The following is a 25,990-nucleotide window of genomic DNA, read 5'->3' on the forward strand; positions in this document are numbered from 1 at the left end:
ATGACCCGGTACGTCATCGGGCGGGTGGTCCAGGCGGGCGCCGTCCTGTGGGCGGCGTTCACGCTCACCTTCGCCATCCTCTACCTGCTGCCCAGCGACCCGATGGAGCTTCAGCTCGCCGCCGCCGGGGTCCAGCAGGACAGCCTCACACCGGACCAGCTGGCCGGGATGAAGCACCGGTTCGGCCTCGACCAGTCGATCTGGGCGCAGTACTGGCACCACCTGACCGGCGTGCTGCACGGCGATTTCGGCACCTCGCTCAGTCAGCAGGTACCGGTCAGCGACCTCATCACCCAGCGGATCGGCGGCACCCTGACGCTCAGCGCGAGCGCCGCCGTCCTGTCGCTGATCACCGGCGCGACGCTGGCCTACCTGGCCACGTTCGCCCGCTGGAACCCGCTGCGGGTGTTCCTGACCCGGCTGCCCGCCTTGGGCGCGTCGTTCCCGCAGTTCTTCGTGGCGCTGTTCCTCATCCAGTTCTTCTCGTTCCAGCTCGGCTGGTTGCCGGCCACCGGCAACCAGGGCGTGCGGTCGCTGGTCATGCCGATCGTCACGATCAGCGTGCTCACCTCGTCCGTACTCGCTCAGGTTCTGATCAAGAGCTTCGACCAGACCCTGCGGCAGCCCTACATCGCCACCGCGCGGGCCAAAGGCCTGTCGCGGTCGGCGGTGCACCTCAAGCACGCCTTCCGCAACGCGGCCCTGCCCGCCATGACCATCCTCGGCGTCCTCGTCGGCCTCACGGTGACCAGCTCGATCGTGGTCGAGACGGTGTTCACCCGCGAGGGCGTCGGCAAGCTCGCCCAGGAATCGGTGCTGTCCCAGGACGTGCCGGTCGTGCTCGCCGTGGTGACCGTGGCGGCGGCCATGTTCGTGCTGGTCAACCTGATCGTCGACCTGCTCTACCCACTGCTCGACCCGCGGATCTCGCACACCCGGGGCCGGGTCCGCCCCGCCCCGGAGGTGGTGCCGGTATGACCGCCCGCATACCCAAGGAGGGCTCAGCATGACCGCCGCCGTCGCTGACGTCGTGACCGAGGTGCCGCGGGCGGCCGACGAGGCCGGCGGCCGCCGGGCCAACCTGATCGCCAACCTCGGGCAGCTGGCTCGCAAGCCGGTGTTCCTGCTGTCCGCCCTCTACGTGCTGTTCGTCGTCGTCTCGGCGTTCTGGCCGCAGCTCTTCTCGGCCCAGGATCCCTACGAGACGAATCCGGCGACAGTGGCCCAGGCGCCCGGCGCGGCCCACCTGTTCGGCACCGACATCTACGGCCGGGATCTGTGGTCCCGGGTGCTCCACGGCTCCCCGCTGACCATCAAGGCCACCCTGATCGCCTTGGCCATCGCCCTGGTGGCGGGGCTCGGGCTGGGCATCGTCGCGGGCTTCTTCGGCGGCGTGCTCGACGCGGTGCTGATGCGCGGCATCGACGTGCTGCTGGCCATCCCCGGACTGCTGCTCGCCCTGTCGATCGTGACCGCCCTCGGTTACGGCACCGTGCCGGTCGCGGTGGCCGTCGGGGTGGCCATCGTCCCCGGCTTCGCGCGGACGACACGGGCCGAGGTCTTACGGGTGAAGACCTTGCCGTACGTGGAGGCGGCACGGGCCGGCGGCGCGTCCTGGACCCGGGTGTTGCTGCGGCACATCCTGCCCAACTCGTGGGGTCCGGTGGCCGTGCTGGCCGTGCTCGACGCCGGCGTGGCGATCATCGCGATCGCCTCGCTGAGCTTCCTCGGTTTCGGCGCCGCCCCGCCCGCCGCCGAGTGGGGAACGCTGATCGCCGACGGCCGCAACTACCTGGTCACCTCGTGGTGGCTGAGCCTGCTGCCCGGCCTGTTCGTGGCCCTGCTGGTGCTCGGCCTCAACCACATCTCCAAGACCCTGCAGGAGCTGACCCGATGACCCTCGTCGACATCAAGGGCCTCGACGTCGGCTACGTCCGGCATCGCCAGGTGCAGCCCGCCGTCGTCGGCCTCGATCTGACCGTCGAGCCGGGCGAGGTCGTCGCCATCGTCGGCGAGTCCGGCTCGGGCAAGACCACCACCGCCAACGCGTTGATCGGCCTGCTGCCGGCGAACGGGCGGATCACCGCCGGGTCGGCCGTGGTCGACGGCGTCCAGACCGCCGGGGCGAGCGAGCGCACCCTGCGCCGGCTGCGCGGCTCGGTGGTCGGCCTGATCCCGCAGGACCCGATGGTCGGGCTCAACCCGACCCAGCGCGTCGGCCACCAGATCGCCGAGGCGGTCAAGCTGCGCGGCCTGACCGGGGCGGCGGCGCGGGCCGAGGTGCTCGAACACCTCGAGCAGGCCGGTGTGCCAGACCCCGGGTCGCGGGCCCGGCAATATCCGCACGAGCTCTCCGGCGGTCTGCGCCAGCGCGCGCTCATCGCGATCGCGCTGGCCGGCAGACCCAAGCTGATCATCGCCGACGAGCCGACCAGCGCGCTCGACGTCACCGTCCAGAAGCGGATCCTCGACCACCTTGGCGGGCTCGTCCGCGACCAGGGCATCTCGCTGTTGATCATCACGCACGACCTGGCCGTCGCCGCCGACCGGGCCGACCGGATCGTCGTGATGCGGCACGGGCGCCTGGTCGAGCAGGGCGAACCGGTCACCCTGCTCAGCGCGCCTCGGGAGAGCTACACCCGGCGGCTCACCACGGCGACACCACGACTGGCCCCTCGCTTCGACGTGCGCGAAAAGGCCGTACCCGATCCGATCCTGACCCTCACCGAGGTGAGCAAGACCTTCGCCCCGGGCGACCTGCGGCGCGGTGACCGCGGCTTCAACGCCCTCGACAAGGTCGATGTCACCGTGCCGCGCGGGCGGACCCACGCGCTGGTCGGCGAGTCCGGCTGCGGCAAGACCACCACCCTGCGCATCGCCCTCGGCCTGGAGACCGCCACCAGCGGCTCGGTGGTGCTCGACGGCGACGAGATCGTCGGCCGGTCGTGGAACCAGCTGCGCCCGCTGCGCCGCAAGGCCCAACTCGTGCACCAGGACCCCTTCGCGACGCTCGACCCCAAATTCACCGTCGGCCAGTCGATCACCGAACCGCTGGTGTCGTTCCGGATCGGCGACCGCCGGAGCCGCGCCGAACGCGCCCGCGAACTGCTCGACCAGGTGGCCCTGCCGGCGTCCTACCTCGATCGGCTGCCCAGCGAGTTGTCCGGCGGCCAGCGGCAGCGTGTGGCGATCGCCCGCGCGCTGGCCCTGTGCCCCGACCTGATCATGCTGGACGAGCCGGTCTCCGCCCTCGACGTGCTGGTGCAGGAGCAGATCCTGCAGCTGCTCACCGATCTGCAGGCCGCGCTCGGGCTGTCCTACCTGTTCGTCTCGCACGATCTGGCGGTGGTGGCCGAGGTCGCGCACACGGTCTCGGTGATGAGCCGGGGCAAGGTCGTCGAGCACGGCCCGGTGGCGGCGGTCTTCACCCACCCGACAAGCCCCTACACCCGCGAGCTGATCGACGCCATTCCCGGCCGGCGCGTGGTCGATGCCGCGTAGAGGCTCCCCCCTGGCCGCCCAGCTCGCCGGGGCCCGGGCGCATCCGGGGCCGGCGCTCGTCGAGACCGTCACCGGTCTGCTCAACGGCGCCACATGGTGGCCGGTGCGTCGGCCATCGGCTGGTCCACCGACCATCTCGGGGTCCCGCGTTCGCCGGCCGGCCGGTGCCGCCGGGCGTCTGGTGGATCAGCGCGCTGTTGCGGATCGTCGACGAGGTCCACCGGGGCACGCTCTCGTTGGGGGGTGACATCGGCCTGTTCTTCACCGGAACAGCAGCAGAGACTTCCCGATCGTCGTGCGCGCGGCCAGTGCGCGGTGGGCGTCCGCGGCCCGGTCCAGCGGGTAGGTGTCGCCGACGGTGGGGCGCAGGCGGCCCGCCGCGGCCAGTTCCAGGGCTACGCCCAGCAGTTCGCGCCGGGTCCGCCGGTCGGGTGGGCCGTCGAGCAGCGGTGCGATCAGCCGGATGCCTCGGCGGGCGGCCGTCTCGCGATCCGGAGCGGCGAAGCCGTCGGCAGTACCGTAGGTGACGAACCGGCCACCATCGGCGACCGCGTCCAAGGCGAGCGTGCCGAGCGGACCACCGGCGCCGTCGTAGACCAGGGGACTGCCGCCGCCTGTCACCTTTCGCACCTGGGCCGTCCAGTCCGGTTGCGTGTAGTCGATGGTGACTTCCGCGCCGAGCCGGCGACCCAATGCCAGTTTCGCGTCGCTGGAGGCGGCGGCCACCACCCGCGCTCCGGCGCCGACCGCCAGCTGAACCAGCAGGGATCCGGCGCCGCCGGCCGCCGCGGCGACCAGTACCCACTCGCCCTTCCTCGGAGTGCCGAGCCGGTTGAGACGAACCGCGGTCGCGCCGTCGTGGACCAGTGCCGCGGCCATGTCGATGGGCAGGCCGGCGGGAACGCGCATGATCTCGTCGACGTCGGCGACGACGCGCTCGGCATAGCTGGCGCCGGTCTGCACGACCACGCGTTGGCCGAGCCATGCCGGATCAACCTCCGGGCCGGTCTCGAGCACCACGCCCGAGCCCCCGCCACCGGGCACGTAGGGCAAAGTTCGGGGGAAGAACTGTTGTCCCCAGCCGCCCCGCAGGAGCGTGTCGAGGAAGATCACGTCGGCTGCGGCCATGCCGACGACGACCTGATCGGGTGCGGGCACCGGGTCGGGCAGATCCGCCGGCGACAGGACTTCCGGACCGCCATAGGTAGCCACTTGGATCGCGCGCATGGACCACACCCTTCACGTGAGACAACGTCCTGGGCAGTCTTCAAGTTGAACCTTGGTGCAGGTCAAGACGACACTTGCCCGGCGTGGCCTACCTACCGGATCGACCTCCGTAGCTGGTGTCGCCTGCGCGCCCGGCGGCATTCCGGCCGGCGCCGCGACCCCTCGGATCACCGGCCACTTCGCCGCGGGGATGGGCGCGCCGCCCGCCGGCACCGTTCAGTGTCGGGTTTAGAGTGTGCGCATGGTCGACCCGCAGGTAAGCCCGGACCCGATCGACACCAGCGTGGCGCACCCGGCTCGGCGCTACAACTACTGGCTCGGGGGTAAGGACAACTTCGCCGCCGACCGCGAGTCCGGCGACGAGTTCCTGCGCCATTTCCCGTGGATCCCGGTCGGGGTGCGAGCGAACCGGGCCTTCCTGCAACGGGTGGTGCGGTACCTGACCGAAGAGGCCGGGGTGCGTCAATTCCTCGACATCGGCACCGGGCTGCCCACCGCCGACAACACCCACGAGGTCGCGCAACGGATAGCCCCGGAGAGCCGGATCGTCTACGTCGACAACGACCCGCTGGTCCTGGTGCACGCACGAGCGCTGTTGCGCGGCACACCCGAGGGGCAGACCGCCTACCTGCAGGCCGACCTGCGCGAGCCCGAGGCCATCCTGAGCCGAGCCGAGCTCACCGACACCCTCGACCTGAGCCGCCCGGTCGCCCTCATGATCATCGCGGTGTTCCATTTCGTCCCCGGCGAAGGTGCCGCCCAACCCGTCGTCGACCGGTTGATGCGCGAACTGCCGTCCGGCAGTTACCTTGCCGTCACGCACGTCACCGGAGACTTCATGCCACCGGAGCAGATCGCCGCGCACGAGAAGATGACAAGCGCCGGCCGCTCCGACTACTGGCTGCGCGGCCGCGAGGAGTTCAGCGCGCTGTTCGACGGCCTCGAGCTCGTCGAGCCCGGGATCGTCCCCGTCTCGGACTGGCGGCCGGACCCCGGCACCGCCGTGCCGGACCCCAGCAACGTCGGCGTCTGGGGCGCCGTGGCCCGCAAACCCTGAACCACCTCCGGCCGAAGGGAAAGCGCGGCACGAGCGGCGAGTCCGGGACAGCGGTCAGCTACTGACCGCTATCCCGGGGAGTCTGAGCACATGACTCTTGACCGTTCGGGATCCAGAATCGACCACCTCAACGTCGCCGTGCCCGACCTTACCGCCGCCGTCGCCTTCTACGGACCTGTGCTGGCCACGATCGGGATCACGAAGATGCTGGAGATCCCGCCGAACGCGACGCCGAACCAGCCGACCGCCATGACCGGCTTCGGGCTGGCGGACGTCAAGCCGTACTTCTGGCTCATCGACGGGGGCACCGTCGGCACGAACATGCACCTGGCCTTCACCGTCGACACCCGCGACGACGTGGCGGCCTTCCATCGCGCCGCGCTCGAGGCCGGCGCGACCTCGTTGCTGGCGCCCGCGGTTCATCCCGAATATCACGCGGACTACTACGGCGCCTTCGTGCGGGACCTGCACGGCATCAATCTCGAGGCGGTCTGTCATCGCGTCGGGGCGTGACCGCGAACGGGCCGGACGCTGAGGGGTCAGATCGCGGCCATCTGCCGTTCGAGAATCTTCGGGTCGGTGCGCCACGTCCGGTGGCCGTCCCGGGCCATCGGGTCGGGGAAGATGTCCTCGGCGCCGGCCTCGACGCCGTCGAGGATCGTGCGCGCCACGTCGGCCGGGTCGGCCTTCGGCATGTCGAACGCCCGGATCATGTCGGTGTCGACCGCGCCGGGGAAGACCCCGTGCACGGTGATGCCGAGGCCGGCGACCTGGGCCCGGACGGCCTGGGTCATCGACGCCGCGGCCGCCTTCGACACGCTGTAGCCGCCCATGCCCCGGACCGCGCCCAGCGCCACCAGGCTCAGCATGTTGACGATCGCCCCACCGCCGTTTGCTCGCAGCACCGGGACGAACGCGCGGGTGACGGCGAGCGTACCGAGATAGTTGGTCCGCAGGTCCGTCTCGATCGCCGCGAGGTCCCCGGCGAGCAGATCCGCGAATTCGAGCGAGCCACCGTTGTTCACCAGCAGCGTAACGTCGCCGGCGATCGACGCGGCCGCCGCGACCTGCTCGGCGTCGGTGATGTCGAGCCGCAGCACGAGCACACGGGGGTCGGCGGCCACGCCTGCGGCGTCACGGGCCGTGGCGTACACCTTCTTGATGCCCCGCTCGAGCAGTGCCCCGACGATTGCCCGCCCGATCCCCCGGTTGGCCCCGGTCACCAGCGCGGTGGCTTCTTGCACATGCAAACCCATCATTGCTCCCGTACGGGTCGGAAATTGTTCTCGGGGTTCAGCATCGGCCGGTCCGGAATGGACAGCCAGGGCACGGGTCGACCGTGGGTCTGCCAGAACCATGCTCAACCGGCGCGGCGCGGCCATACTTGCCCCATGGATCGGCACGCCGCATTGGGCGAGTTCCTGCGCTCCCGTCGAGCCCGGCTGCAACCCGAGGAGGTCGGGCTGCGGCCGCTGCCCACCCGGCGCCGGGTGCCGGGGCTGCGTCGCGAGGAGCTCGCGCAGCTGGCCGGCGTGAGTGTCGATTACTACGTACGCCTGGAGCAGGGCCGCGGCCCGCACGTCTCCGATGCCGTACTCGACGCTGTCGCCACCGCGCTTCGCCTGGCCGACGACGAACGCGCGCATCTGCGCGACCTGGCCCGCCCACGTCGCACCGCCCGCCGACCGGTTCCGCCGCAGCGGGTCCGGCCGCAGCTGCGCCAGCTGCTGTACGCCATGACCGACGTTCCCGCGTTCGTCGTCGGCCGGCGCACCGACGTGCTCGCCTGGAACCCGCTGGGCGCCGCCCTGATCGCCGACTTCGGGGTGCTGCCGCCGCGGGAGCGCAACTTCGCCCGCCTGATCCTGCTCGACGAACACACCGGGGCGCTGTTCCGCGACCGGCGGCGCAAGGCTCGCGACATCATCGCGTTCCTGCACCTCGACGCCGGGCGCCACCCGCACGACCCGCATCTCGCCGAACTCGTCGCCGAGCTGACCCGGCACAGCGAGCTTTTCCGGCAGCTGTGGCCCGAACACCCGGTCGCCGACAAACACCACGCGAGTTACGAGGTGAACCACCCGCTGGCCGGCGCCATGCTGCTGGCCCAGGAGGCGTTGCGGGCGCCCGACGACCCGGATCAGACGCTTGTCACCTACACCGCCGAGCCCGGTTCGCCGTCGGAGGCGAGCCTTCGGCTGCGCACGTCCCGGGCCGACGTCTCCCGCTCCTGAACCGGGCGCTCCGGCCCCGGCTCGGTGGGGCCGGACGCCTCCGCCGGCGTCGGCCGGTGCAGCAGCAGGGCGAGACCGGCGAGGATGGCGGCGCCGCCGGCGATCTGGCGGAACGAGGGGCGGTCGCCGAGGAACGCGACTGCGGTCAGTGTGCCGACCACCGGGGTCAGGTTTCCCAGCAGGCCGGCGCGGACGGCCGGCACCCGGGCGATGCCGCGGTTGAACAGGACGCCGCCCACCGCGCCGCAGAGGACGACCGCGACGCAGGCGATCCAGCCGGCGGTTCCGGCGGTGTCGAGGCGGGTGCCGCCGGTGGACCAGGCGGCGGCCACGAACGGCGTCACGCTCAGCGCGCCACCGACGGTCTGCCAGGCGCTCTCGTTCAGGGCGTCGCCGGCGTCGTTGAAGCGGCGGGTGGCGATCAGGAACAGCGCGGAGGCCACCACGGCCAGCAGGACGAGGACGTTGCCGAGGGTGGTGCCGCCGCCGGTCGGGGCGCCGGGTTCGAGGGCGACAAGGGCCCCGCCGGCCAGACCGAGGGCGAGCGCCCCCACCGCGCGACGGGACAGCCGTTCGCCCAGCACGACCATCGCCAGCAGCACCGACAGCAGCGGTTCGGCGGCCAGCAGAAGGCTGCCGCTCGAGGCGCTGGTGCGGGCCAGTCCCAGATCGCCGAACAGGAACGCGAGGCCCGGCACCAGGATGCCGACAAGCATCTGCCGCCAGGCGCCCCGGCCGTGCAGTCGCCGCCGCGCCACGGCGGTGACAAGCAGGATCGCGGCCGCGCCGGAGATCTCGACGGCGAGCAGGTCGGCCGGGCGCACGGTCCGCAGCGCGTACACCGAGAGGGTCGCGCTCACGCCGAACACCGCGGCCGACAGCAGCAGCGCCGATTCACCACCATGCCTCATGTCCGTCTCCCTCGCCACCAGTAACCACCGTTACGGTTACACCGGTTACAGCGCGAGGCAACCGATTAACCCAGTACGGTGGTTACATGACGACTCTCCGGGACGAGGAACTGCTGCTGGCCGTGGCCAACACCGCCCACGGTGCGGACGACGAACTCGCCGACCCCGACGCCGTCCGCACCTGGTGGCGCAGCCTGGGCGGGTCCGGCACCGGCGGCCCGGACGGCGTGCCGGCGCTCCGCACACTGCGCGCCCTGATCCGCGGCCTGGCCCTGCGCAACAACGGAATCGAGCCCGACCTCAGCGACCTGTCGGCACTGGACACGCTGCCTCTGCGCTTCGACCTGCGGGACACGCCGTCACTCCGCGCCGAGATCCCCGGCGACCTCGCGCGGGACATCGCCGCCGCGACCGTCACCGCCCTGCTGCGCGCCACCGCCCGCCCCGACTGGCCCCGGGTCAAGGCGTGCCGCGGCGACGACTGCCGCTGGGTGTTCATCGACGGTTCCCGCAACGCCTCCCGCCGCTGGTGCGCCATGGCCGACTGCGGCAACCGGGCGAAGGTCGCCGCTTTCCGCGACCGCCGGCGCGCGGACTCAGGTCGACCGGGCTAGCTCACGCCAACTCCCGCCCCTGCCCGTCAAGCCGGTGCTCCGCCCAATATCTGTCCCACTTGTCGCCCACCTGCTTCGGCTCCTTGCCCTGCGGGAACCGCACGAACCCGCTCGGCGGCGGCTCACCGTCGGACACGCAGGCCCGCCCGGTGTAGCTGGCGACCGCCGCCACCGGGTACTGCCCCGAACCGCAGATCGCCTCCCGGATCGAGCATCCGGACCCGAACCCACCGACAAGAGCGACAACCATCACCAGAATTGACGTACGGCTACGTTTGCTCATGCCGCCGATTGTCGTGGACGCGCGCTGACATAGTGGTGACCTCATGACTCCATCGGAACTTTGCCGCGACAGCCTGGACGGGCTGTCGGTGGGTGACGCGCTCGGCGCCCAGTTCTTCGTCCCGGGCACCTCCTACCCCGAGTTGGTCGCCGGCCGCCCGCCGCAGGCACCGTGGCCCTGGACCGATGACACCGAGATGGCCTGTTCCATCGTCAGCGAGCTGCGATCCCGGGGCGACATCGACTCCGACCGCCTGGCGGCAGCCTTCGCGCAGCGCTACGAGCCGTACCGCGGCTACGGCGCGGGCGCGATCGTCATCCTGCGGCAGATCCGGGACGGAGCCGACTGGCGGCAGGTGGCCCGCTCGGCCTTCGACGGCCAGGGTTCGATGGGCAACGGCGCCGCCATGCGGGTGGCACCCCTGGGCGCCTTCCACGCCGGCGACTCCCCCGCCGCCGCCCTGGCCGCGATGCGGTCGGCCGAAGTGACCCACGCCCACCCCGAGGCCGTGCTCGCAGCGGTGGCCGTGGCGGTGGCCGCGGCCGAAGCCGGGCACGCCCGCCGACTCGACCAGCGGCCCGACCCGGAGGCACTGCTGTGGGCGGTGCTCGAGCAGCTCGTCGACAGCCGGGTCAGCGCCGGTCTCCGCAGCGCTGTCGGCCTGCTCGGGGCCGGTGTCGCCGAAGCAGCCTACGAGCTGGGCAACGGTGCCCGGGCGCTGGCGCCGGACACCGTTCCCTTCACGCTGTGGGTGGCAGCCACCTTCCTGCACGACTACCCGGCGGCGATCCGGGCCTGCATCGAGGCCGGGGGTGACGTCGATACCACCGCCGCCATCGTGGGTGGCATCGTCGCGACCTTCACCGGCACCGGCACCGGCGGCATTCCCGCGTCCTGGCTCAGCGCCCGCGAGCCGCTCCCGGCCTGGGCCGGCCCGGCCACCGGGAACTGAGCGACGCGAGGCTCAGCCCGCCACCCGGTCGGGGTCGCCGGGTGCGGGGATCAGCGACAGCTCCAGGATGGCCGGCAGTTCCGCCACTCCGGGACCACCCGCGCCGACCCAGCCGGTGAGGTCGTCGACGACGGCCGGGTCACCGACCAGACCGAACCAGGCCGGCCGGGCCCCCGCCCGGCGCGCGGCCGGGCTGGGCTGCACCACGACGACGTTGGCCTGCTCGCACACGTCCAGGCACAGACTGGTGCGGACCCGGTGCGGCGCGGGCAGCGCCGCCCGCAACCGCCGCAGCTGCCCGTCGTGATCCACGCCGGGTTGCTTGGCCACATTGCCGCAGCAGCAGTCCCGGCACACCGTCACCATGCATCCCGCGTCGGGGCTGATTCGCTCGCTCGGCACCCAGCCACCGTACGCGACGCGGCCGCCGCCCCCGGCGCCTCCATGACATGCGGCGGTTCGGTCTCGTCGGTATCGGCAGAAGTGCCCGCACCGCCTTGAGCAGGCTTCGAAGCCAAGACGTCAGAACGCCGGGGCGTCCCCCGATCGAGGGACGCCCCGGCGGATCAGGCGAGGGTGCAGGCCGCCCCGTTCAGCGCGGCGGTGGTGGCCGGCGCGTTGCTGTTCGCGTACGTGCCGATCAGGCCGAGCGAGACGCTGGCCCCGGGCTGGATCTTCGCGTTCCAGGTCTCGGCGGTCAACGTTGCCGTCGGGCCGGCCTGGGCCCACTTGGCCCCCCACGACGACGTCACCCGCTGGTCGCCGCCCAGGGTCACGGCGAGGGACCAGCCGTCGACCGCCGTGGCCGCGGTGTTGGTCAGCTTCACCTCGGCCACGAAACCACCCGGCCAGTCGCTCGTCGTCTTGTAGGCGACCTTGCACTGGGTGGCCGGCGGCGTCGGGGGCGGGGTGGTGGGCGGCGGGGTGGTGGGCGGCGGGGTGGTCGGCGGGGTGGCGGTGGTGGACACCTGGTTGGAGGCGATCGACAGGTTGCCGGCCGCGTCCCGGGCCCGCACGTAGTAGCGGATCATGCCGGTCTGGGTGTTCAGGATCGGCGCGGTGAACGAGGTGCCGGTCGCGGTGCCGAGATAGCGGGACACGAACCAGCCGTCGAACAGGTAGACGTTGTAGCCGGTCAGCCCCACGTCGTCGGTGGACGCGGTCCAGGTCAGCTGCGCGCCGGCCGAGCTGACCCCGGTCAGGGTGAGGTTGCCGGGGGCGGTCGGCGCGGTCATGTCGCCGGTGGTGTTCGCCGGGGTGACCACGACGAGAGTGTTGCTCGAGGGCGAGGAGTAGCCGTTGGCGTCGATGGCATAGACGTTGAACTGGATCTGACTGGTGGGGCCGATGCCGCCGGTGACGGTGGCGGTGGTGACGTTGCCGACGCGCTGGCCGTAGCCGATGTCGCCGAAGGCGGGGAAGTAGCTGACCGAGTAGTCGACGGGATCGCCGGTGGAAGCGGTCCACGCGAGGGTCACCGAGGTCGGGGTGATGGCTGTGACGTGCAGATTGGCGGGCGCGGAGGGCAGCGCTGCCGCCGTGGCCCGACCGGCGAGCAGGAACAGTGCGCCGGTGGCGAGCAGGACGGCCAGAAATGCACGGAAGCGGTGTGTGTGCATCCTACGACCGTCCGACATCACATAGACGAATGTCAACCCGTGTCCCGTAGCGTAACCGTCACCATGTGCATGGATGATGCTTCCCATGACCGGTTCGACGACTACTCCGGGCCGTCCCGCCCCTGGTTCGCAGATCCGCCGGTACACCGTGGCGATGTCCATCTTCGACAGTGTGGGCAATCCGCATTACAACGGTGGCGGCCCGATCGTCGTCCACGAGGTCGCCAAGAGGCTCGCCCGCGACCGCGACGTGGTCGTCTACACGGCCTCGTACCGGGGCAGCCGGTCTGGCTCACGGGACGGCGTCCGGTACGTGCACCTGCCGGTGGGGTGGGCGGGGCCGCGCGGCGGGCAGATCCTCTTCCAGCTCCTGCTGCCCCTGGTGGCGGCGGTCGGACGGCATGCGGTGTGGGTGGAGACGTTGACCCCGCCGGTGTCGGCGAGCCTGCTGCCCGCGTTGTCCCGGCGACCCGTCGTCGCTCTCGCGCAGATGCTCAGCGGCGCCGACATGGCGCGCCGCTACCGGGTGCCGTTCCATCTCGTCGAGCGCCGGGCCCTGCGACTCTACCGGCACTTCATCCTGCTCAACGACGCGGACCGAATACTGATCTCGCGCTACGCGCGCCCGGCGACGTGCGAGGTGATTCCCAACGGCGTGCACCGCCCGGCGCTCACCGACGACGACTTCGGCGGGGGCGGGCACCTGCTCTATCTCGGCCGGATCGACGTACGCCAGAAGGGCCTGGACCTGTTGCTGGCGGCGGTCCGCCAGCTGCCACCCGGCATGCCGCTGGTCGTCGCCGGGTCGGGAGTGGCCGCCGAGGAGGACAAGTTGCGCCGGCTGACCCGGGGCCTGGGCGCGGAGGTGGTGCTGGCCGGGCGGGTGAGCGGGGCCGAGAAGGAGCGGCTGATCAGCTCCTGCGCGGCGATGGTCGTGCCGTCCCGTTACGAGACGTTCAGCCTCTCCGCGCTGGAGGCGATGGCGTACGGCAAGCCGGTGGTGTATTTCGACCTGCCGCAGTTGCGCTGGATCGGTGACGACTGCGCGATCCCGGTGCCGGCGTTCGACGTCGCCGCGCTCGCCCGCGGGATGCACCGGGTGGCCAACGACGCGACACTGCGCCGGACGCTGGGACGGCGCGGACACGCACGAAGCCTGGAGCACGACTGGGAGGTCGTCGGCGACCGGTACGGCGCCGTCATCGAGACGGCACTTCGTCACGGCCGGCGCCGGCCGGCCACCCAGTAGGTCTCCGGTGAGCGCGGCACGACAAGATCCGGGAAAAGACCGGCCACCTGAGTGCGATAGCCGTGGATAAGTCGTTCTTTGTCGGCGATCGATTGATTCCACCGCCACGGCTCGAGCCCGTGCCGGGACAGAAAGATCGAATCGGCGGCGGCCGACTGGTCGTAGGGAAAATCGGAGAAATAGACGGTTCGGCGGCCGAACTGGGCACCGGTGCCGCGGGCGATGAGATGGTCGACGTGCCGGCCGGTGCCGAGGGGGCAGAACACCAGCCGCGCGCCGGTGTCCGCGACCGCCGCCGCCACCGCGGCCCCGACGGCGGCGATCATCGGACGGTCGCCGCGCGCCACCCGGCCCCGCGCGATGTCGTAGCGGTAGGTCGGATAGCGGTGGGCCAACTCCGGCAGCATCCGGCCGGCGACGGCGCCCACCGCGCCGGACATCCGGCGGCGGCGGAACAACGCGTCGGGAAACCCCAGGTGAAGGGCACCTACGCCGATTTCGGCAAGCACCTCGAGGTCCTCCTGCCGGCGCGCGTCGAACAGCGCCGAGGCGTCGCCGGCGGCGCATTCGCGGAGGAAGCCGCGGGCCGCATAGGTGTGCGGGGGTTCGTCGGCGGCGGTGAACACCGTGGCGACGACGACGGGGCAGGCGTCCGCGAGGACCTTCAGCAACGCGCCGCAGGACAGCACCGCGTCGTCCAGATGGGGCGAGACGAACACGATCGGATCGCCGGCTGTCAGCGCTTCCCGTACTGTTTCGGGCATTGTCCCGTTCATCGTTCACTGTCCTTTGTATTTGTTCCCGAAACATCCAGGTGCAACTATCGATAAATGGAGGCTATTCTGCTCGTCGGCGGTCAGGGAACACGGTTGCGACCACTGACTCTCACCACTCCGAAACCGATGCTTCCGCTCGCCGGAATACCGTTCATCACCCATCAGTTGCTGCGTGCCCGGCAAGCCGGGGTCGAGCACGTGGTGCTGGCCACCTCCTACCGGGCGGCGATGTTCCGCGACCACTTCGCCGACGGCGCCGGGCTAGGCCTGGCGCTCAGCTACGCGGTGGAGGACGAGCCGCTGGGCACCGGCGGCGCCCTGCGCAACGCCGCCGGGCACCTGCGCGGGGACGGGCCGGTGATCATTCTCAACGGCGATGTGCTGGGCGGCCTGGACCTGGCCGCGTTGGTGGACCGGCACCGGCACGGCGGCGCCGAGGTCACCCTGCACCTGCGGCGGGTGCCCGACCCGGCGGCGTACGGCGTGGTCACCACCGACCCCGACGGCCGGGTGCTCGCGTTCGAGGAGAAGACCCGGCACCCCAGCACCGACCAGATCAACGCGGGGACGTACGTGTTCTCCCGCCCCGCGCTCCTCTCGATCCCGCCGGGCCGGGTGGTCAGTGTGGAGCGCGAGACGTTCCCGCGGCTGATCGCCGCGGGCAGCCGGATTCTCAGCCTGCTCGACGACGACGCCTACTGGCTGGACATCGGCACCCCGGCCACCTACATCCGCGGCAACTGCGACCTGGTGACCGGTCTCGCTCCGGCGGCGGCCGGGCACGCCCCACCGGGCGAGCGGCTGGTGCTGGCCGGCGCCGAGATCGGCGACGGTGCCGAGCTCAGCGGCGGAACGGTGGTGGGGCGTAACGCCGAGATCGCCGCCGGTGCGCAGTTGCACCGGAGCGTGATCTTCGACAACGCGCGGATCGGCCGCGGGGCCCGCCTGACCGACACGGTCGTCGGGGGCGGCGCCCGGGTCGGTGCGGGCGCCGTCCTCAACGGGGTGATGCTGGGCGACCTGACCGAGGTGCGGCCCGGCGCCCGGCTGCTCGCCGCCACCGCGACGGCCGGCTGATCCCGGTCGTCGCCTCACCGCAGCAGCCAGGTCACTGCCTCGGGCAGTGACCTGGCGGTGACGGTGGCCGCCGGGTCAGGCGTCTCGGCGAGCCGGACGGTGACGCAGCCGGCCGCCGCCCCCGCCGCGACGTCGCCGGCGGCATCACCCACCATCGCGCTCTGCCGCAGGTCGACGTGCGGGTGGTCGCGGGCGACCCGATGCAGCAGCCCCGGCAGCGGTTTGCGGCACTCGCACGCGCCGCGCTCGTGCACGCACGCGTAGATTCCGTCCACCTCGGCGCCGGCCGCCCGCAGCAGGAGCCGGAACCGCTCGTGCACCGCCTCGAGATCTCGTGCGGTCATCACGCCCCGCGCCACGCCGCGCTGGTTGGTCACCACGAACACCGGGATGCCGGCGGCCCGCAGCCGGCGGACGGCCGGGCCCGCCCCGGGCAGCAGGGTCAGCTGATCGGGGTGGGCCACGTACTCGCCCTCGGGGGCCTTGACGTTGACGGTGCCGTCACGGTCCAGAAGGACCGCGGACCACGTCGTCACGACCGCGGATGGATGGTGGACTCGACGATTTCGCAGATGGTGTGCCCGACCGCCATGTGGCACTCCTGGACCCGGGCGGTCTCGGTGGACGGTGCCCGGAAGGTGAAGTCGGCGATCCCGGCGAGCTTTCCGCCGTCGGCACCGGTGAACGCGACGGTGGTGATGTCCATCTCGGCGGCCTGCAGCACCGCCTGGACGACGTTCGCGGAGTTGCCGCTGGTGGACAGGCCGACCAGCAGATCGCCCTTGCGGCCCAGCCCGGCCAGCTGGCGGGCGAAGGTGAGGTCGTAGTGGTAGTCGTTCCCGATCGCGGTCATCGCCGCGGTGTTGCTGGCCAGGCAGTACGACGACATCGACGGCCGGTCGTACTTGAATCGGCCGAGCAGCTCGGCCGAAAGGTGTTCGGCATCGGTGGAGGAGCCGCCGTTGCCGCAGAAGAAGACCGTCCGGCCGTTCGCCGTGCAGTCCACCACCGCGGCGGTGATGTCGTCGAGCACCCGCATCAGCTCGTCGTCGCGGGTCACCCGGGTCTTGGTCTCGGCACTCTCGTCGATCGCGGTGCGCAGGACTGCGGTGTAGCTCATCGAGGGCTCCAGGTGCTCAGGCCGGTGGGAGCGAAGGTGATCTCCTCCACCGTCATGTCCAGTTCGGTAAGTGCGGCGGCCACCCGCCGCTTGGCGTCGAATTCGCAGTAGACGAGCATGAATCCGCCGCCACCCGCTCCGGTGATCTTGCCGCCGACGGCCCCGGCCGCACGGGCGGCGGCGTAGGCCTCGTCGATGTACGGCGTGGTGATCCGCGGGCTGATCCGCTTCTTCTGGTTCCACGCCTCGTCGAGCAGGCCGCCGAAGTCGTGCAGCCGGTTCTGCAGCAGGGCGTGCTTCATCGCGGTGGCGAGCTCCTTCTGCGCCCGCAGCCCGCCGACGGTTTCCTCCTCCGCGTTCGCCAGCCGGGCCGACTGGTCGGCGATGATGTGGTCGGACGCCCGGGTCCGGCCGGTGAAGCAGAGCAGCAGATTGTGCTCGAGTTCGGCGAGGGTGTCCTCGCGGATCCGCAGCGGGTTGACGACCACGTGGTCGCCGCCGAGGAACTCGATGTAGTTGAAGCCGCCGAAGGCCGCCGCGTAGTGGTCCTGCTGACCGCCGCGGATGCCGAGGTCGTAACGCTCCAGCCGGTGCGCGGTGCGAGCCACCTGGTAGGCGTCCATCTGCAGTCCGTACCGGTCGCGCAGCAGGCCGACCAGGGCCACCATCACCGCGGAGGAGGAGCCGAGCCCGGAGCCGGGCGGCGCCGAGCTGTGGATCCGCAGGTCGTAGCCGTGGCGTTCGCCGCCGGCCAGCTCACCGAGATGGCAGGCGGCGGCCTTGGCCAGGTCGAGCTCGCCGTCGAGGGTCAGGTGATCGTCGACGCCGAACTGCAGGGACACGCCGAGGTCCTCGGAGGAGACGGTGATCTCGCCGTCCGGCCGGGGCGTCAGGCTGCCGTAGGCGTAGCGGGCGATGGTCGCCGAGAGCACGGCACCGCCCTCGGTCTCGGGGAACGGCGCGACGTCGGTGCCGCCGCCGGCGAAGCTCACCCGCAGCGGAGCCTTGGCCCGCAGCCGCAGCGAGCGGGGGTCGCCTTCGATCGGGGCATGGCCGGAGGCGGCCCGGCCGATGGCCCCGGCGCCCGGGTCGGTGATGAGAAGGCTCGGCACGTTACTCCCTAAGAGTGGGTGGTGCGGTTGACGAGGGCCGGGGCGCGCCGGGTGCCGACGCGCTCGAGCACGGTGCGGAAAACTTCGTCGTGTCGCCGGGTCGCCGCCTCCACCGACATCTCCCGGCCACGCGGGAGGCCGGCGGCGGCGAGCCGGCCCAGCAGGGCGTCGTCGGTGGCGAGCCGTTTGAGCGCGTCGCGCAGGCCCTCCACGTCGCCCGGCGCGACCAGCAGCCCGCTGTCACCGACGACCTCGCGGACGCCGGGCAGGTCGCTGGCCACCGGCACGCAGCCGGCCGCCATCCCCTCCCCGAGCACCAGGCCGTACGCCTCGGCGGTGGTGAGGCTGGGCAGCACGATCACGTCATGGGTGCTGTAGGCGTGCCACAGGTCCTCGTCGCCGACCCGGCCGAGGACGCGCGCGCCGGGGATGCCGGCGGCGCGGGCCTCGAGGCGGGGCCGTTCCGGCCCGTCGCCGATCAGCGTCACCGACACCCCGGAGAGGTCGTCGACGGCGTCGAGCAGCACGTGCGCGCCCTTGTAGGGACGCAACTGGCCGACGAAGAGCACCCTGAGCGCGCCCGCCGGGCGGGGCGGGCGGGCCCGGACCCGCCGGGTGTCCACGCCCCAGGGAATGATCTCGACGGGCGGCCCGGACCGGGTCCGCATCCGGGCCTGATATTCCAGGGAGCTGACCAGGACGGCGTCGGCGAGCCGAGCGATGTGCCGGTGCACCCGGTTGTAGACCACGCAGGCGCCGTGCAGGCCGGGAATGGCCAGATCGCTGTGGTGCGTGTAGACCACTGCCGGGCGCCGCCGCCGGCTCGCGGCGAGCAGCAGGAAGGCGTCGCTCATGGTGGGCACCGGCCCGTGCACGTTCACCACGTCGTAGTTGTCCAGCCGCTTGCGGAACCCCGGCCACGACAGGGCGAAGCCGGAGAACCGGAACTCACGCCGGATGAAGTGCGGGAAGTCGGCCCGGCTCACCACGTCGACGTGGTGGCCGGCCGCGGTGAGGCTGCGGCTGAGGTTGCCCATCGACGTGGCGATCCCGCTCACCACCGGGGCCACCTCCGAGGTGAAGATCAATATCCGGAGTGGACCGGCGATCGGCGCCGGGGCGGGACGTCCGTGGCGCAGGGCTCGGACGTGACGAAGGAACCGCCGGCCCTCCGCCAGCCCCGACTTGGAGTCGCCCTGCAGACGCGGGCGGAACGTGTACTCGGCCTCGCCGAGGCTCGACCACCGGCCGTGCACGAGGATCTCGAGAAGGATCTTGTAACCGATCGGGCGCAGCGCGACCCCGTCCACCACCGCCCGCCGGACGGCGAAGAAGCCACTGAGCGGATCGGTGGACCGGCGGGTGCGCGGCAGCAGCGCGTGCACGAGCCGGCGGCACGCCTGGGAGGCCTGCTGCCGGAACCGGCCGTGCAGCCCGGCCGCCGATCCGCGCCCCCGGTAACGGGTGGCGACCGCGAGGTCGGCGGCCCCGGACCGCACCATCCGCGCCAGGCCCGGTACCACCTCCGCCGGGTGCTGGCCGTCGGCGTCCATCACCACCAGCACCTCGGCCGGGGTGGCCGCGAAGCCCGCGAGCACGGCGCCGCCGAGGCCGCCCTCGCGCCGGCCCGGCGGCCGGTGGAGAACGCTCACGCGGGGGTCGTGGTCGGCGAGTTCGGCCAGCCGGTCGACGGTGTCGTCGTCGGAGTCGTCGACGAACACCAACTGCCAGTCGTACCCCCTCAGGGCGGCACTCAGGTTGTCGTACAGCGGCCGCACGCTGTCCGCCTCGTGCCGGGTCGGCACGATCACCGCGATCGGGGTGGACTCTGACGGGACGAGGGCCGGGCTCTCGCCGGGATGGTGGTCGGGACGCACGCCGGGCGCGGATCGCTGCGCATTCTGATACACGATGGTCCCCATGTCGACAAACGGTAGAGAAGCTGACGCATTGACGTACGTGACTTTTATTGGGCCTTGAAAGTTGTTATTCGGGACAGGGTGGCCCGCCCTACCAAGACGGGAACACCGGGTACGCCCGGCGGTGGATCGGACCACCGGTCGCGTCGAACGGGAATTGCGCGAATGTCGCCGGGACCGATGTTAGGGACTCGGCACGTTCCGGGGAAGGGCGGTCCAGCCAGATCGTCCGACGAAGACCTGAAGTCTGCTATGTCGTTTTTGAACCAATTATGACGCCCGTTACGCGAGGTTGATCCGTTTTGCGAGCTGGCGTCTTGTCCTAAATGGACGCTTCCGCAGATAGAGAGTCGCCAATAACCGTTCGGTGGGTTTGAACCGCACAGCGGCGCCGTATATGTCAGGCGCGAACCAAGAATTGGCCAATATGAACGCGCCGGTGACAAATCGAGACCAGAATTGTTTCGGGTAGGTGTCGCTTCACCGTCGCTGAGTGCACCGACAACGAGTCGCTTTCACATTTGCCGCAGCGCCGTCAGCAACCGGGCCACCGTGACGTCCCATGTGTTCTTCTTCACTTGCGCCCGGCCCGCGGCGATCAGTTCGGCCCGCAGCGGTGAGGACCGCAGGCTCAGGACCGCCTCGGCCCACTCCCGCGGCTCCTCGTGCGGGATCAGCACGGCGGCGTCCGCCGCGATCTCCCGGAACACCGGGATGTCGCTGGCCACCACCGGCAGGCCGGCCGCCATCGCCTCGAGCAGCGGCAGGCCGAGACCCTCGATCAGGGACGGATAGGCGAACACCGAGGCACCGGCGTACAGGCTGTGCAGTTCCGCCTCACTGACCCGCGGCAGGTGCACGATCCGGCCGGTCACGCCGAGTTCCTCGGCCAACCGCGGCACCGGATCCGGGAACCGCCCGTCGATGGTGCCGACCAGCACTAGGTGGTATTCCGCCGGCAGGTGCGCGAGCATCCGGACCAGCGCGGCCACGTTCTTGTGCGGTCGCCGGGCGCCCACCTGCAGGACGTACGTCGCGGGCAGGACCTGCGCACCGATCCGCGGCACCGGCTCGGCGCCCGCCGCGAAGTCCTCGTCCACCCCGCCCGGAACCACCTGCCACGGCTCGACCGGCACCCGGTAGAAGCGCTCGATGTCCCGGGCCGAAGCGGCGCTGCGGGTGAACACCCGGTTGGTGCGGGCCATCAGCGCGGTCTGCAGCATGTAGAGCGACCTGGTTCGCCGGTCCGGGGCGAAACGCGCGTCGGTCTCCATGATGCAGTCGTGCACGAAAGTGCACTTGCGACCGCCACCCACCACCGGGCCGCCCAGGCTGTAGGGCGAGAGGGTGACCGTGGCACCGGCCCGGCGCAGGGCGCCCGGCCAGCGGACCCATTGCCACGACGAGGTGAGCGGCAGATCGAAGACCGCGCGCCGGTGTCCCTGCCCCTCGATGAGGTCGTCGAGGGCGAAGCGCCGGGAGCTCTGATCCTGGCGCACGAACACGGTGACGTCGAACTCGGTGGTGCCGGCGAGGCCCCGCAGCAGCATCTCGGCCATGCGCCCGATGCCGTGGTATTCGTCGGACAGGACCCGCCCGTCGACGGCGAGGTGTTCCCGTCGCCGCCGGGTCGAGGTGTCGATGGGGGATGTCGGCATGTCCGGTCAGCTCCTCGAGCGGTAACCTGGGTCCCGCGACCGCGGAATGGATCGTCCCGCCTTCCTACCAGAGTGACCCGGCGGGATTCTCGGTCGCGCGACTGTCTCCGGTGAACAAGCGTTCTACCCAGTCATCGCACGCCCGACGCCCGGCAGGGGCACACCGTCGGCTCCGCGGGTCGCGTTCCCGGCCTCCCGCACCAGGCCTCGGCGTCGGCGTCACCGGAACACGGAGGTCGCGGAACCAATGACTACGAACCGCCGGCGCGCCCGGCAGCCGGTCCACCGACCATGATGAATCTCACCGGGCGGCGCAGCGCCGCCGGCGGCGGCGTGGTCCTCATCCTGCGCTTCGGACTCGGCGCGGTGCTCAACTACGGATTCGGCGTCGCCCTCGCCTGGCTGCTCACCCCGGCGGACTTCGGTGCCGTCAGTGTGCTGCAGAACGTGCAGTTCCTGGCCGCGATGATCATGGCCGCGGGCTTTCCCTGGGCGCTGGCCGCGATCATCGCGAGGGACGACGACCCAGCGGTCGTCGCGGCGACCTACCGGGCGGCGTTCCTGGGCAACGCGGCGATCGGTCTGGTCCTGGCAACGGCCTTCGTGGCCGCGCAGGCCGGCCGGGCGGTGATCCCGGCGGCGTCCGCGCTGACTGTCGGGTGTGTCACCGTCATGATCCTGGTGCTGTCGGTGACCAGCGCACTCGGCGGCGGCCTGCAGGGTGAACGGCGTTTCGACGGCTACGGCGTCATGCAGATCTCGGAGATCGCCATCAAGGTCGTCGTCGCCGTGGTCCTGGTCGGCCTTCTGCACCAGGGCGTCGGCGGGGTGGCGGCGAGTTTCCTGATCGGCGCGGTCCTGTCGGCGGCGATCGGGGTGCGCGCCCTACGAGACCGGCGGCCCGGTCGCGGCCCGGTCGCCTGGCGCGCGACCAGCCGTCGCGCCGTCTCGATGGGAACGGCCAGTTCGGCGTTCGGCGTCATGCTGGCGGTCGACGTCATCGCGCTGAGCGTGCTCGGGCAGGGCCACGGCGTCACCGCTTCGGCCGTGGCCCTTTATCAGGCGGCCTCGGTGCTCGCCCGAGCCCCGTACTTCGTCGGCGACGCGCTGAGCAACGCGATCTTCCCGTTCGTCGCCGGGGCCCGCTCCGACCACGAGGTCGACGGGTGGTTCCGGGCCGCGTTCCGCTGGGTGCCGCTGGCGCTGGTGCCGCTGCAACTCGTCCTGATCGTCGCGCCCGGCCCGGCGCTGCGGCTGCTGTTTCCCGCCCACTACGCCCAGGCCGCCACCGTGATGCGGGTGCTGACCGTCGGCGCGCTCGGCCTGATCGCCATGGACATGCTCCTCAAGACCCTCAACGCCCGGGAGGTACGGGCGGTGGCCCGGTGGGTCCCCGCCGCCCTGCTCGTCGAGGTCGTCGCGTTGACCCTGCTGGTGCCCCGATGGGGCATCATCGGCGCGGCCGTCGCCTTCTGCGCCGGGACGTGGACCGGCGCCGCCGCCCTCGCCCGGCTCTACGCCCGTCGCTACCGTCCACGATGGGTGGACATGCGAACCGCGGCCCGGTACGTGCTGGCGCTGCTTCCGTTGACGGCTCTGCTGGTCGTCGCCGAGCGGGCCCCGGAACCCGTCGCGCTCCTCGCCATCGCCGCCGGCCTCGCCGTGTACGCGGTCGGCGCGATCCGGCTGCGACTGCTGCGCGACCAGGACATCGAACGCGCTCTGACCGCGCTCCGGCGGCTGCGGCCGCGCCGGCGGGTGCTCCCGTCATGAGCCGTCTGCCGGTGACCCGCCGGATCGCCCTGCTCCTCCTCGGGTGCGGATGCGTCGCGGCCGTCTTCCTGCTGTGGAACCTCGACCGCAGTCCCGACACCCAGTACGACGAGGTCGTCTACAGCCGGGCCGACCAGGCCGTGGCCCAGAACTGGTCGCTGACCTGGACCAACCGCCCGCTGCTGGTGCACACGCCGCTGTCCTTCCTCGTCCAGGCGGGCTGGCTGCGCGTCCTCGGCAGCCAGGCCGACCCGCTGATCGACGTCATCACCGGCACCCGGCTGCTGGCGGCGCTGGTGAGTGTGGTCAACGTCGTCCTCATCGCGATGCTCGCCTATCGGCTGGCGGATCGGGTCCGGCCCGGCACCCGGGTCCTGCTGACCGCGGTGACCGCGGTGCTCGCGGCGGCCGACCCGGTGCTCCTGCGCTTCGGGCGGATGGCCATGATCGAGCCGTTCGCGCTGTTCACCTGCCTGGTCACCCTGCACCTGGCGATGGCACTGCACGCGCGGCGCTCCCGCTGGTTCGTGCCGGTGGTCGGGCTGGCCGGCGGGCTGGCGCTGCTGACCAACGAGGTGGGCGTCTTCATGCTGCTCACCCCGCTGGTGTACGCCCTGCTCGGCCGCGACCGCCGGTTCGTACGCCAGTGCCTCGCCGCCCTGGCCGCCGCGCTGGCCCTGTGGTGCGTCTTCGTGCTCTGGGCGGTGGAACTGGGGGTGTTCACCAGCTTCGTCGAGATCAAATCGGTCACCCTGTTGCGGCTGCTCGGCGTCGTGCAGATCACTGGCTGGAACCGCCCCGGGGTGTCGTTCGTCAGCGGCCTCGCCGAGCAGGTGAACCAGTACGCGGCGTCCTATGTGGTGCTGGCGCTCGGCGCGGTGGCCACGGCGTGGCTGCTGTTGCGCCGCCTCGGCCCGTCCGCCCGGTGGCTGCTCGCCTGGCTGCTCACCAGCTACGCCTTCGGTGCCTACACGGTGCTGCTCGGCACGCTCAACGAGCAGTTCTTCGTCTACGTCCTGCCCGCCGCGCTGGTCGCCACCGTGCTGCTGACCGGCCGGTTCCTCGTCGCCGCCCGGTGGCCGGCCGGGGTCGCCTGGCTGCTGCTCGGCGTGGTGCTCGTTCTCGGCACCACCAGCTGGGCCCGCTTCTACACCACCCGCAACGACGGCCTCGCCCGGCTGGTCGCCTACGTCGAGGCGAACCTGCCGGCGTGCGCCGCGCTCAACGCGACCGGGGACACCGAACGCTTCGAGCAGCTGCTGCCCGGACGACCGATCACCGGGTACGCCACCGGGCCGGGCGCGCTCAGTCACGGCGTCACGCTGTTCCTGGTGAGCGACAAGGACGCCGGCATGCGGTTCGGCAACTCCAGCCCGCAGCTCGCGTCGTGGATCCGTGGACACGGGACGCGGCTGGCGGCGTACCCGAGCGCCACCTACCGTGGGCTGGAACTGTGGCAGGTGGGCCTCGGCCCGTACGACAGCGGCGGGGTGGAGCGGCTGCCCGGCGGCGACTTCGTCGTCACCGAGGGCTCGCGGTGCGCCGGACACCCGGTCGTCGACGGGCCTGACGGCGCCTTCGCCACCGCCTGGCAGGATCTCGGCGGCCGGTCGGTCGCCGGCGCGCCGCTGACCGGCAGCTGGCGATCCGGCCCCGGCCGTCAGGTGTTCGCCGGAGTCGTGCTCAGCAGCGGCCCGGACTCCACCGGAAAACCCGCGGTGACCGCCGAACCACTGGTCGCCGCGCTGGCCCGGCACGACCCGGCCGGCTACCGGCGGGCCGGGCTGCCTCCGCTCACCGGCGCCGGCCGGCCGGAAGCCGGGCTGACCGGGGCGATCGCCGAGGCGTACCGCGGCGGGGCCGGCACCCTGCTGGGCCGGCCGCTCGGCCCGGCCACCGTGATGCCGGACGGGCGGACCCGGCAGGCGTTCGCCGGCGGGGTGCTCGAACAGGACGCCGGCGGCGGCCCGGTGCGGCTGGCGCCGATCGGCCGCGCGCTGCTCGACGCCGGTCTGGTCATGCCACCGGCGGAGGCCAGGCGGGCGGTGGTCCCGCCCGCACTGCCGGTCGAGACCGAACCGGCCCAACCGACGACCGTGGAACCGTTCCTCTGGACCCTCCTCGGTGCGGTCGGCGTCTTCCTGGTCGGCGCGCTGCTCTACACCCGCCGCCGCACGTCCACCGGCCCACCCCCGCCGCCCGAACCACCGAGCTCGGCCGAACCACCGAGCTCGGCCGCACCACCGAGCCCCGGCGGCTCCCCGGCGCTGGGCGAATTGCGCCCGGTGTCCCGGCGCGCCGCCCGGACCCGGGTAGGTGCGCTCGTCCTGCTGCTCGCCACCGCGGTCGGCGTGCGGGCCAGCGGCGTCCTGCACGAGGAGCCGTCCACCCGGCCGGCGTTGCCGTACGCCGCGGCGGTGGCCCCGGATGTGGTGCGCACCGGTCAGCCCGCGGAAGCGGACCTCGTCCGGTTGCACGACGACTACGGCGTCCGGGCCATCATCGCCGTCAACGGCCGGGACGACTCCACCATGTCCGATGACGAGGAGCAGGCGGCGGCCGAGAGCGTCGGCATCGGATTCCTCGCCCTGCGGTCCGGCGACGGCGCGGCGCTGTCCGCCGGGCAGATGTCGGCGGTCGCCTCGCTCTTGCAACGGACACGTGCGGCCGGGCCGGCCTCGCCGAACCTCGTACTGCTGCACGACCGCACCGGCGACGGCCCGGTCGGACTGCTCGCCGCCGCCGTACGGATTCTCGACCACGAGGACGTCGACGATGTGCTGGCCTCGACCCCCGGACTGACCGCGACCCAGCGGGCGTCTCTGCACCACCTGGCCGCCGCGCTTGACGGAAACACCGGCGGGGACAACCCGTACGCGGCGTTGCGCGTTGCCAATCGGTGAGCTTG

At 71.9% G+C, this 25,990-nt stretch carries 24 protein-coding genes; 12 read left to right on the top strand and 12 right to left on the bottom strand.

All coding sequences use genetic code 11. From position 1 onward, the window contains the following. Genes Afe05nite_RS27325 through Afe05nite_RS27335 form a run of 3 tightly spaced genes read left to right on the top strand, consistent with a single transcriptional unit; the run spans position 1 to position 3,501 of the window. Positions 1-978, top strand: coding sequence for an ABC transporter permease (locus Afe05nite_RS27325; protein WP_203820089.1), 978 nt, complete (start codon positions 1-3; stop codon positions 976-978). A gap of 28 nt (positions 979-1,006) precedes the next feature. Continuing rightward, on the top strand, positions 1,007-1,897 hold the full coding sequence (locus Afe05nite_RS27330) for an ABC transporter permease (protein ID WP_203820090.1): 891 nt from the start codon (positions 1,007-1,009) through the stop codon (positions 1,895-1,897). Further along, complete coding sequence (locus Afe05nite_RS27335; RefSeq protein ID WP_203820091.1) at positions 1,894-3,501, top strand: dipeptide ABC transporter ATP-binding protein; 1,608 nt, start codon at positions 1,894-1,896, stop codon at positions 3,499-3,501. The genes Afe05nite_RS27330 and Afe05nite_RS27335 overlap by 4 nt, the downstream gene beginning before the upstream one ends. Positions 3,502-3,762: 261 nt before the next feature. On the opposite strand, the gene Afe05nite_RS27340 is transcribed toward Afe05nite_RS27335, so the two are convergent. After that, complete coding sequence (locus Afe05nite_RS27340) at positions 3,763-4,728, bottom strand: zinc-binding dehydrogenase (RefSeq protein WP_203820092.1); 966 nt, start codon at positions 4,726-4,728, stop codon at positions 3,763-3,765. A gap of 241 nt (positions 4,729-4,969) precedes the next feature. On the opposite strand from Afe05nite_RS27340, the gene Afe05nite_RS27345 reads away from it, so the two are divergent. Together Afe05nite_RS27345 and Afe05nite_RS27350 are read left to right on the top strand one after the other, a co-directional pair. Then, entirely contained in the window at positions 4,970-5,785 is an 816-nt protein-coding gene (locus Afe05nite_RS27345; protein WP_203820093.1) for an SAM-dependent methyltransferase, read from the top strand. A 90-nt stretch (positions 5,786-5,875) separates the two neighbouring features. Next, positions 5,876-6,298, top strand: coding sequence for a VOC family protein (locus Afe05nite_RS27350; protein WP_203820094.1), 423 nt, complete (start codon positions 5,876-5,878; stop codon positions 6,296-6,298). A 26-nt stretch (positions 6,299-6,324) separates the two neighbouring features. Here Afe05nite_RS27350 and Afe05nite_RS27355 read toward each other — a convergent pair whose 3' ends face one another. Continuing rightward, on the bottom strand, positions 6,325-7,029 hold the full coding sequence (locus Afe05nite_RS27355; protein ID WP_239118229.1) for an SDR family oxidoreductase: 705 nt from the start codon (positions 7,027-7,029) through the stop codon (positions 6,325-6,327). Between the two features lie 147 nt (positions 7,030-7,176). Between Afe05nite_RS27355 and Afe05nite_RS27360 the strand changes: the two genes are divergently transcribed. Continuing rightward, on the top strand, positions 7,177-8,019 hold the full coding sequence (locus Afe05nite_RS27360) for a helix-turn-helix transcriptional regulator (protein WP_203820096.1): 843 nt from the start codon (positions 7,177-7,179) through the stop codon (positions 8,017-8,019). Here the strand turns inward: Afe05nite_RS27360 and Afe05nite_RS27365 are convergent. After that, positions 7,941-8,930, bottom strand: coding sequence for a DMT family transporter (locus Afe05nite_RS27365; RefSeq protein ID WP_203820097.1), 990 nt, complete (start codon positions 8,928-8,930; stop codon positions 7,941-7,943). The two genes, Afe05nite_RS27360 and Afe05nite_RS27365, sit on opposite strands and share 79 nt — an antisense overlap. 86 nt (positions 8,931-9,016) lie before the next feature. On the opposite strand from Afe05nite_RS27365, the gene Afe05nite_RS27370 reads away from it, so the two are divergent. Continuing rightward, on the top strand, positions 9,017-9,544 hold the full coding sequence (locus Afe05nite_RS27370) for a CGNR zinc finger domain-containing protein (protein WP_203820098.1): 528 nt from the start codon (positions 9,017-9,019) through the stop codon (positions 9,542-9,544). 1 nt (position 9,545) lies between these two features. Here Afe05nite_RS27370 and Afe05nite_RS27375 read toward each other — a convergent pair whose 3' ends face one another. Further along, the gene (locus Afe05nite_RS27375; RefSeq protein ID WP_203820099.1) at positions 9,546-9,827 is read right to left on the bottom strand and encodes an SCO0607 family lipoprotein; all 282 of its coding nucleotides are present in this window, start codon (positions 9,825-9,827) and stop codon (positions 9,546-9,548) included. A gap of 43 nt (positions 9,828-9,870) precedes the next feature. On the opposite strand from Afe05nite_RS27375, the gene Afe05nite_RS27380 reads away from it, so the two are divergent. After that, the gene (locus Afe05nite_RS27380; RefSeq protein ID WP_203820100.1) at positions 9,871-10,779 is read left to right on the top strand and encodes an ADP-ribosylglycohydrolase family protein; all 909 of its coding nucleotides are present in this window, start codon (positions 9,871-9,873) and stop codon (positions 10,777-10,779) included. Positions 10,780-10,791: 12 nt separating this feature from the next. Here Afe05nite_RS27380 and Afe05nite_RS27385 read toward each other — a convergent pair whose 3' ends face one another. Together Afe05nite_RS27385 and Afe05nite_RS27390 are read right to left on the bottom strand one after the other, a co-directional pair. After that, complete coding sequence (locus tag Afe05nite_RS27385) at positions 10,792-11,142, bottom strand: hypothetical protein (RefSeq protein WP_203820271.1); 351 nt, start codon at positions 11,140-11,142, stop codon at positions 10,792-10,794. 203 nt (positions 11,143-11,345) lie between these two features. Further along, positions 11,346-12,398, bottom strand: a complete 1,053-nt coding sequence (locus Afe05nite_RS27390) for a cellulose binding domain-containing protein (RefSeq protein ID WP_203820101.1) — start codon at positions 12,396-12,398, stop codon at positions 11,346-11,348. 154 nt (positions 12,399-12,552) lie between these two features. Between Afe05nite_RS27390 and Afe05nite_RS27395 the strand changes: the two genes are divergently transcribed. Then, entirely contained in the window at positions 12,553-13,647 is a 1,095-nt protein-coding gene (locus tag Afe05nite_RS27395; protein ID WP_203820102.1) for a glycosyltransferase family 4 protein, read from the top strand. On the opposite strand, the gene Afe05nite_RS27400 is transcribed toward Afe05nite_RS27395, so the two are convergent. Continuing rightward, a complete protein-coding gene (locus tag Afe05nite_RS27400; RefSeq protein WP_203820103.1) occupies positions 13,617-14,411 on the bottom strand; it encodes a PIG-L deacetylase family protein in 795 nt (264 codons plus the stop codon). The genes Afe05nite_RS27395 and Afe05nite_RS27400 overlap by 31 nt on opposite strands. Positions 14,412-14,477: 66 nt before the next feature. On the opposite strand from Afe05nite_RS27400, the gene manB reads away from it, so the two are divergent. After that, positions 14,478-15,500 (top strand): mannose-1-phosphate guanylyltransferase, encoded by a 1,023-nt coding sequence (gene manB, locus Afe05nite_RS27405; protein WP_203820104.1) that lies wholly within the window; start codon positions 14,478-14,480, stop codon positions 15,498-15,500. A 14-nt stretch (positions 15,501-15,514) separates the two neighbouring features. Here manB and Afe05nite_RS27410 read toward each other — a convergent pair whose 3' ends face one another. From Afe05nite_RS27410 to Afe05nite_RS27430, 5 genes are all read right to left on the bottom strand, one after another. Continuing rightward, a complete protein-coding gene (locus tag Afe05nite_RS27410; RefSeq protein WP_203820105.1) occupies positions 15,515-16,036 on the bottom strand; it encodes a D-glycero-alpha-D-manno-heptose-1,7-bisphosphate 7-phosphatase in 522 nt (173 codons plus the stop codon). Next, positions 16,033-16,620, bottom strand: coding sequence for a D-sedoheptulose-7-phosphate isomerase (locus Afe05nite_RS27415; RefSeq protein WP_203820106.1), 588 nt, complete (start codon positions 16,618-16,620; stop codon positions 16,033-16,035). Before Afe05nite_RS27415 ends, Afe05nite_RS27410 begins: the two co-directional genes overlap by 4 nt. Next, positions 16,617-17,732: a GHMP family kinase ATP-binding protein gene (locus Afe05nite_RS27420; RefSeq protein WP_203820107.1), complete on the bottom strand. Its 1,116-nt coding sequence runs from the start codon at positions 17,730-17,732 to the stop codon at positions 16,617-16,619. The genes Afe05nite_RS27415 and Afe05nite_RS27420 overlap by 4 nt, the downstream gene beginning before the upstream one ends. Positions 17,733-17,740: 8 nt before the next feature. Then, positions 17,741-19,654 carry a glycosyltransferase gene (locus tag Afe05nite_RS27425; RefSeq protein ID WP_203820108.1) on the bottom strand — a complete coding sequence of 638 codons (1,914 nt, stop codon included), beginning with the start codon at positions 19,652-19,654 and terminating at the stop codon, positions 17,741-17,743. A 512-nt stretch (positions 19,655-20,166) separates the two neighbouring features. Continuing rightward, complete coding sequence (locus Afe05nite_RS27430; RefSeq protein WP_203820109.1) at positions 20,167-21,309, bottom strand: glycosyltransferase family 4 protein; 1,143 nt, start codon at positions 21,307-21,309, stop codon at positions 20,167-20,169. Between the two features lie 291 nt (positions 21,310-21,600). Between Afe05nite_RS27430 and Afe05nite_RS27435 the strand changes: the two genes are divergently transcribed. Together Afe05nite_RS27435 and Afe05nite_RS27440 are read left to right on the top strand one after the other, a co-directional pair. Next, the gene (locus Afe05nite_RS27435; RefSeq protein WP_203820110.1) at positions 21,601-23,082 is read left to right on the top strand and encodes an oligosaccharide flippase family protein; all 1,482 of its coding nucleotides are present in this window, start codon (positions 21,601-21,603) and stop codon (positions 23,080-23,082) included. After that, complete coding sequence (locus Afe05nite_RS27440) at positions 23,079-25,985, top strand: glycosyltransferase family 39 protein (protein ID WP_203820111.1); 2,907 nt, start codon at positions 23,079-23,081, stop codon at positions 25,983-25,985. Before Afe05nite_RS27435 ends, Afe05nite_RS27440 begins: the two co-directional genes overlap by 4 nt. Positions 25,986-25,990 lie beyond the last annotated feature (5 nt).

This window comes from Paractinoplanes ferrugineus (assembly GCF_016862195.1).
GTDB lineage: Bacteria > Actinomycetota > Actinomycetes > Mycobacteriales > Micromonosporaceae > Actinoplanes > Actinoplanes ferrugineus.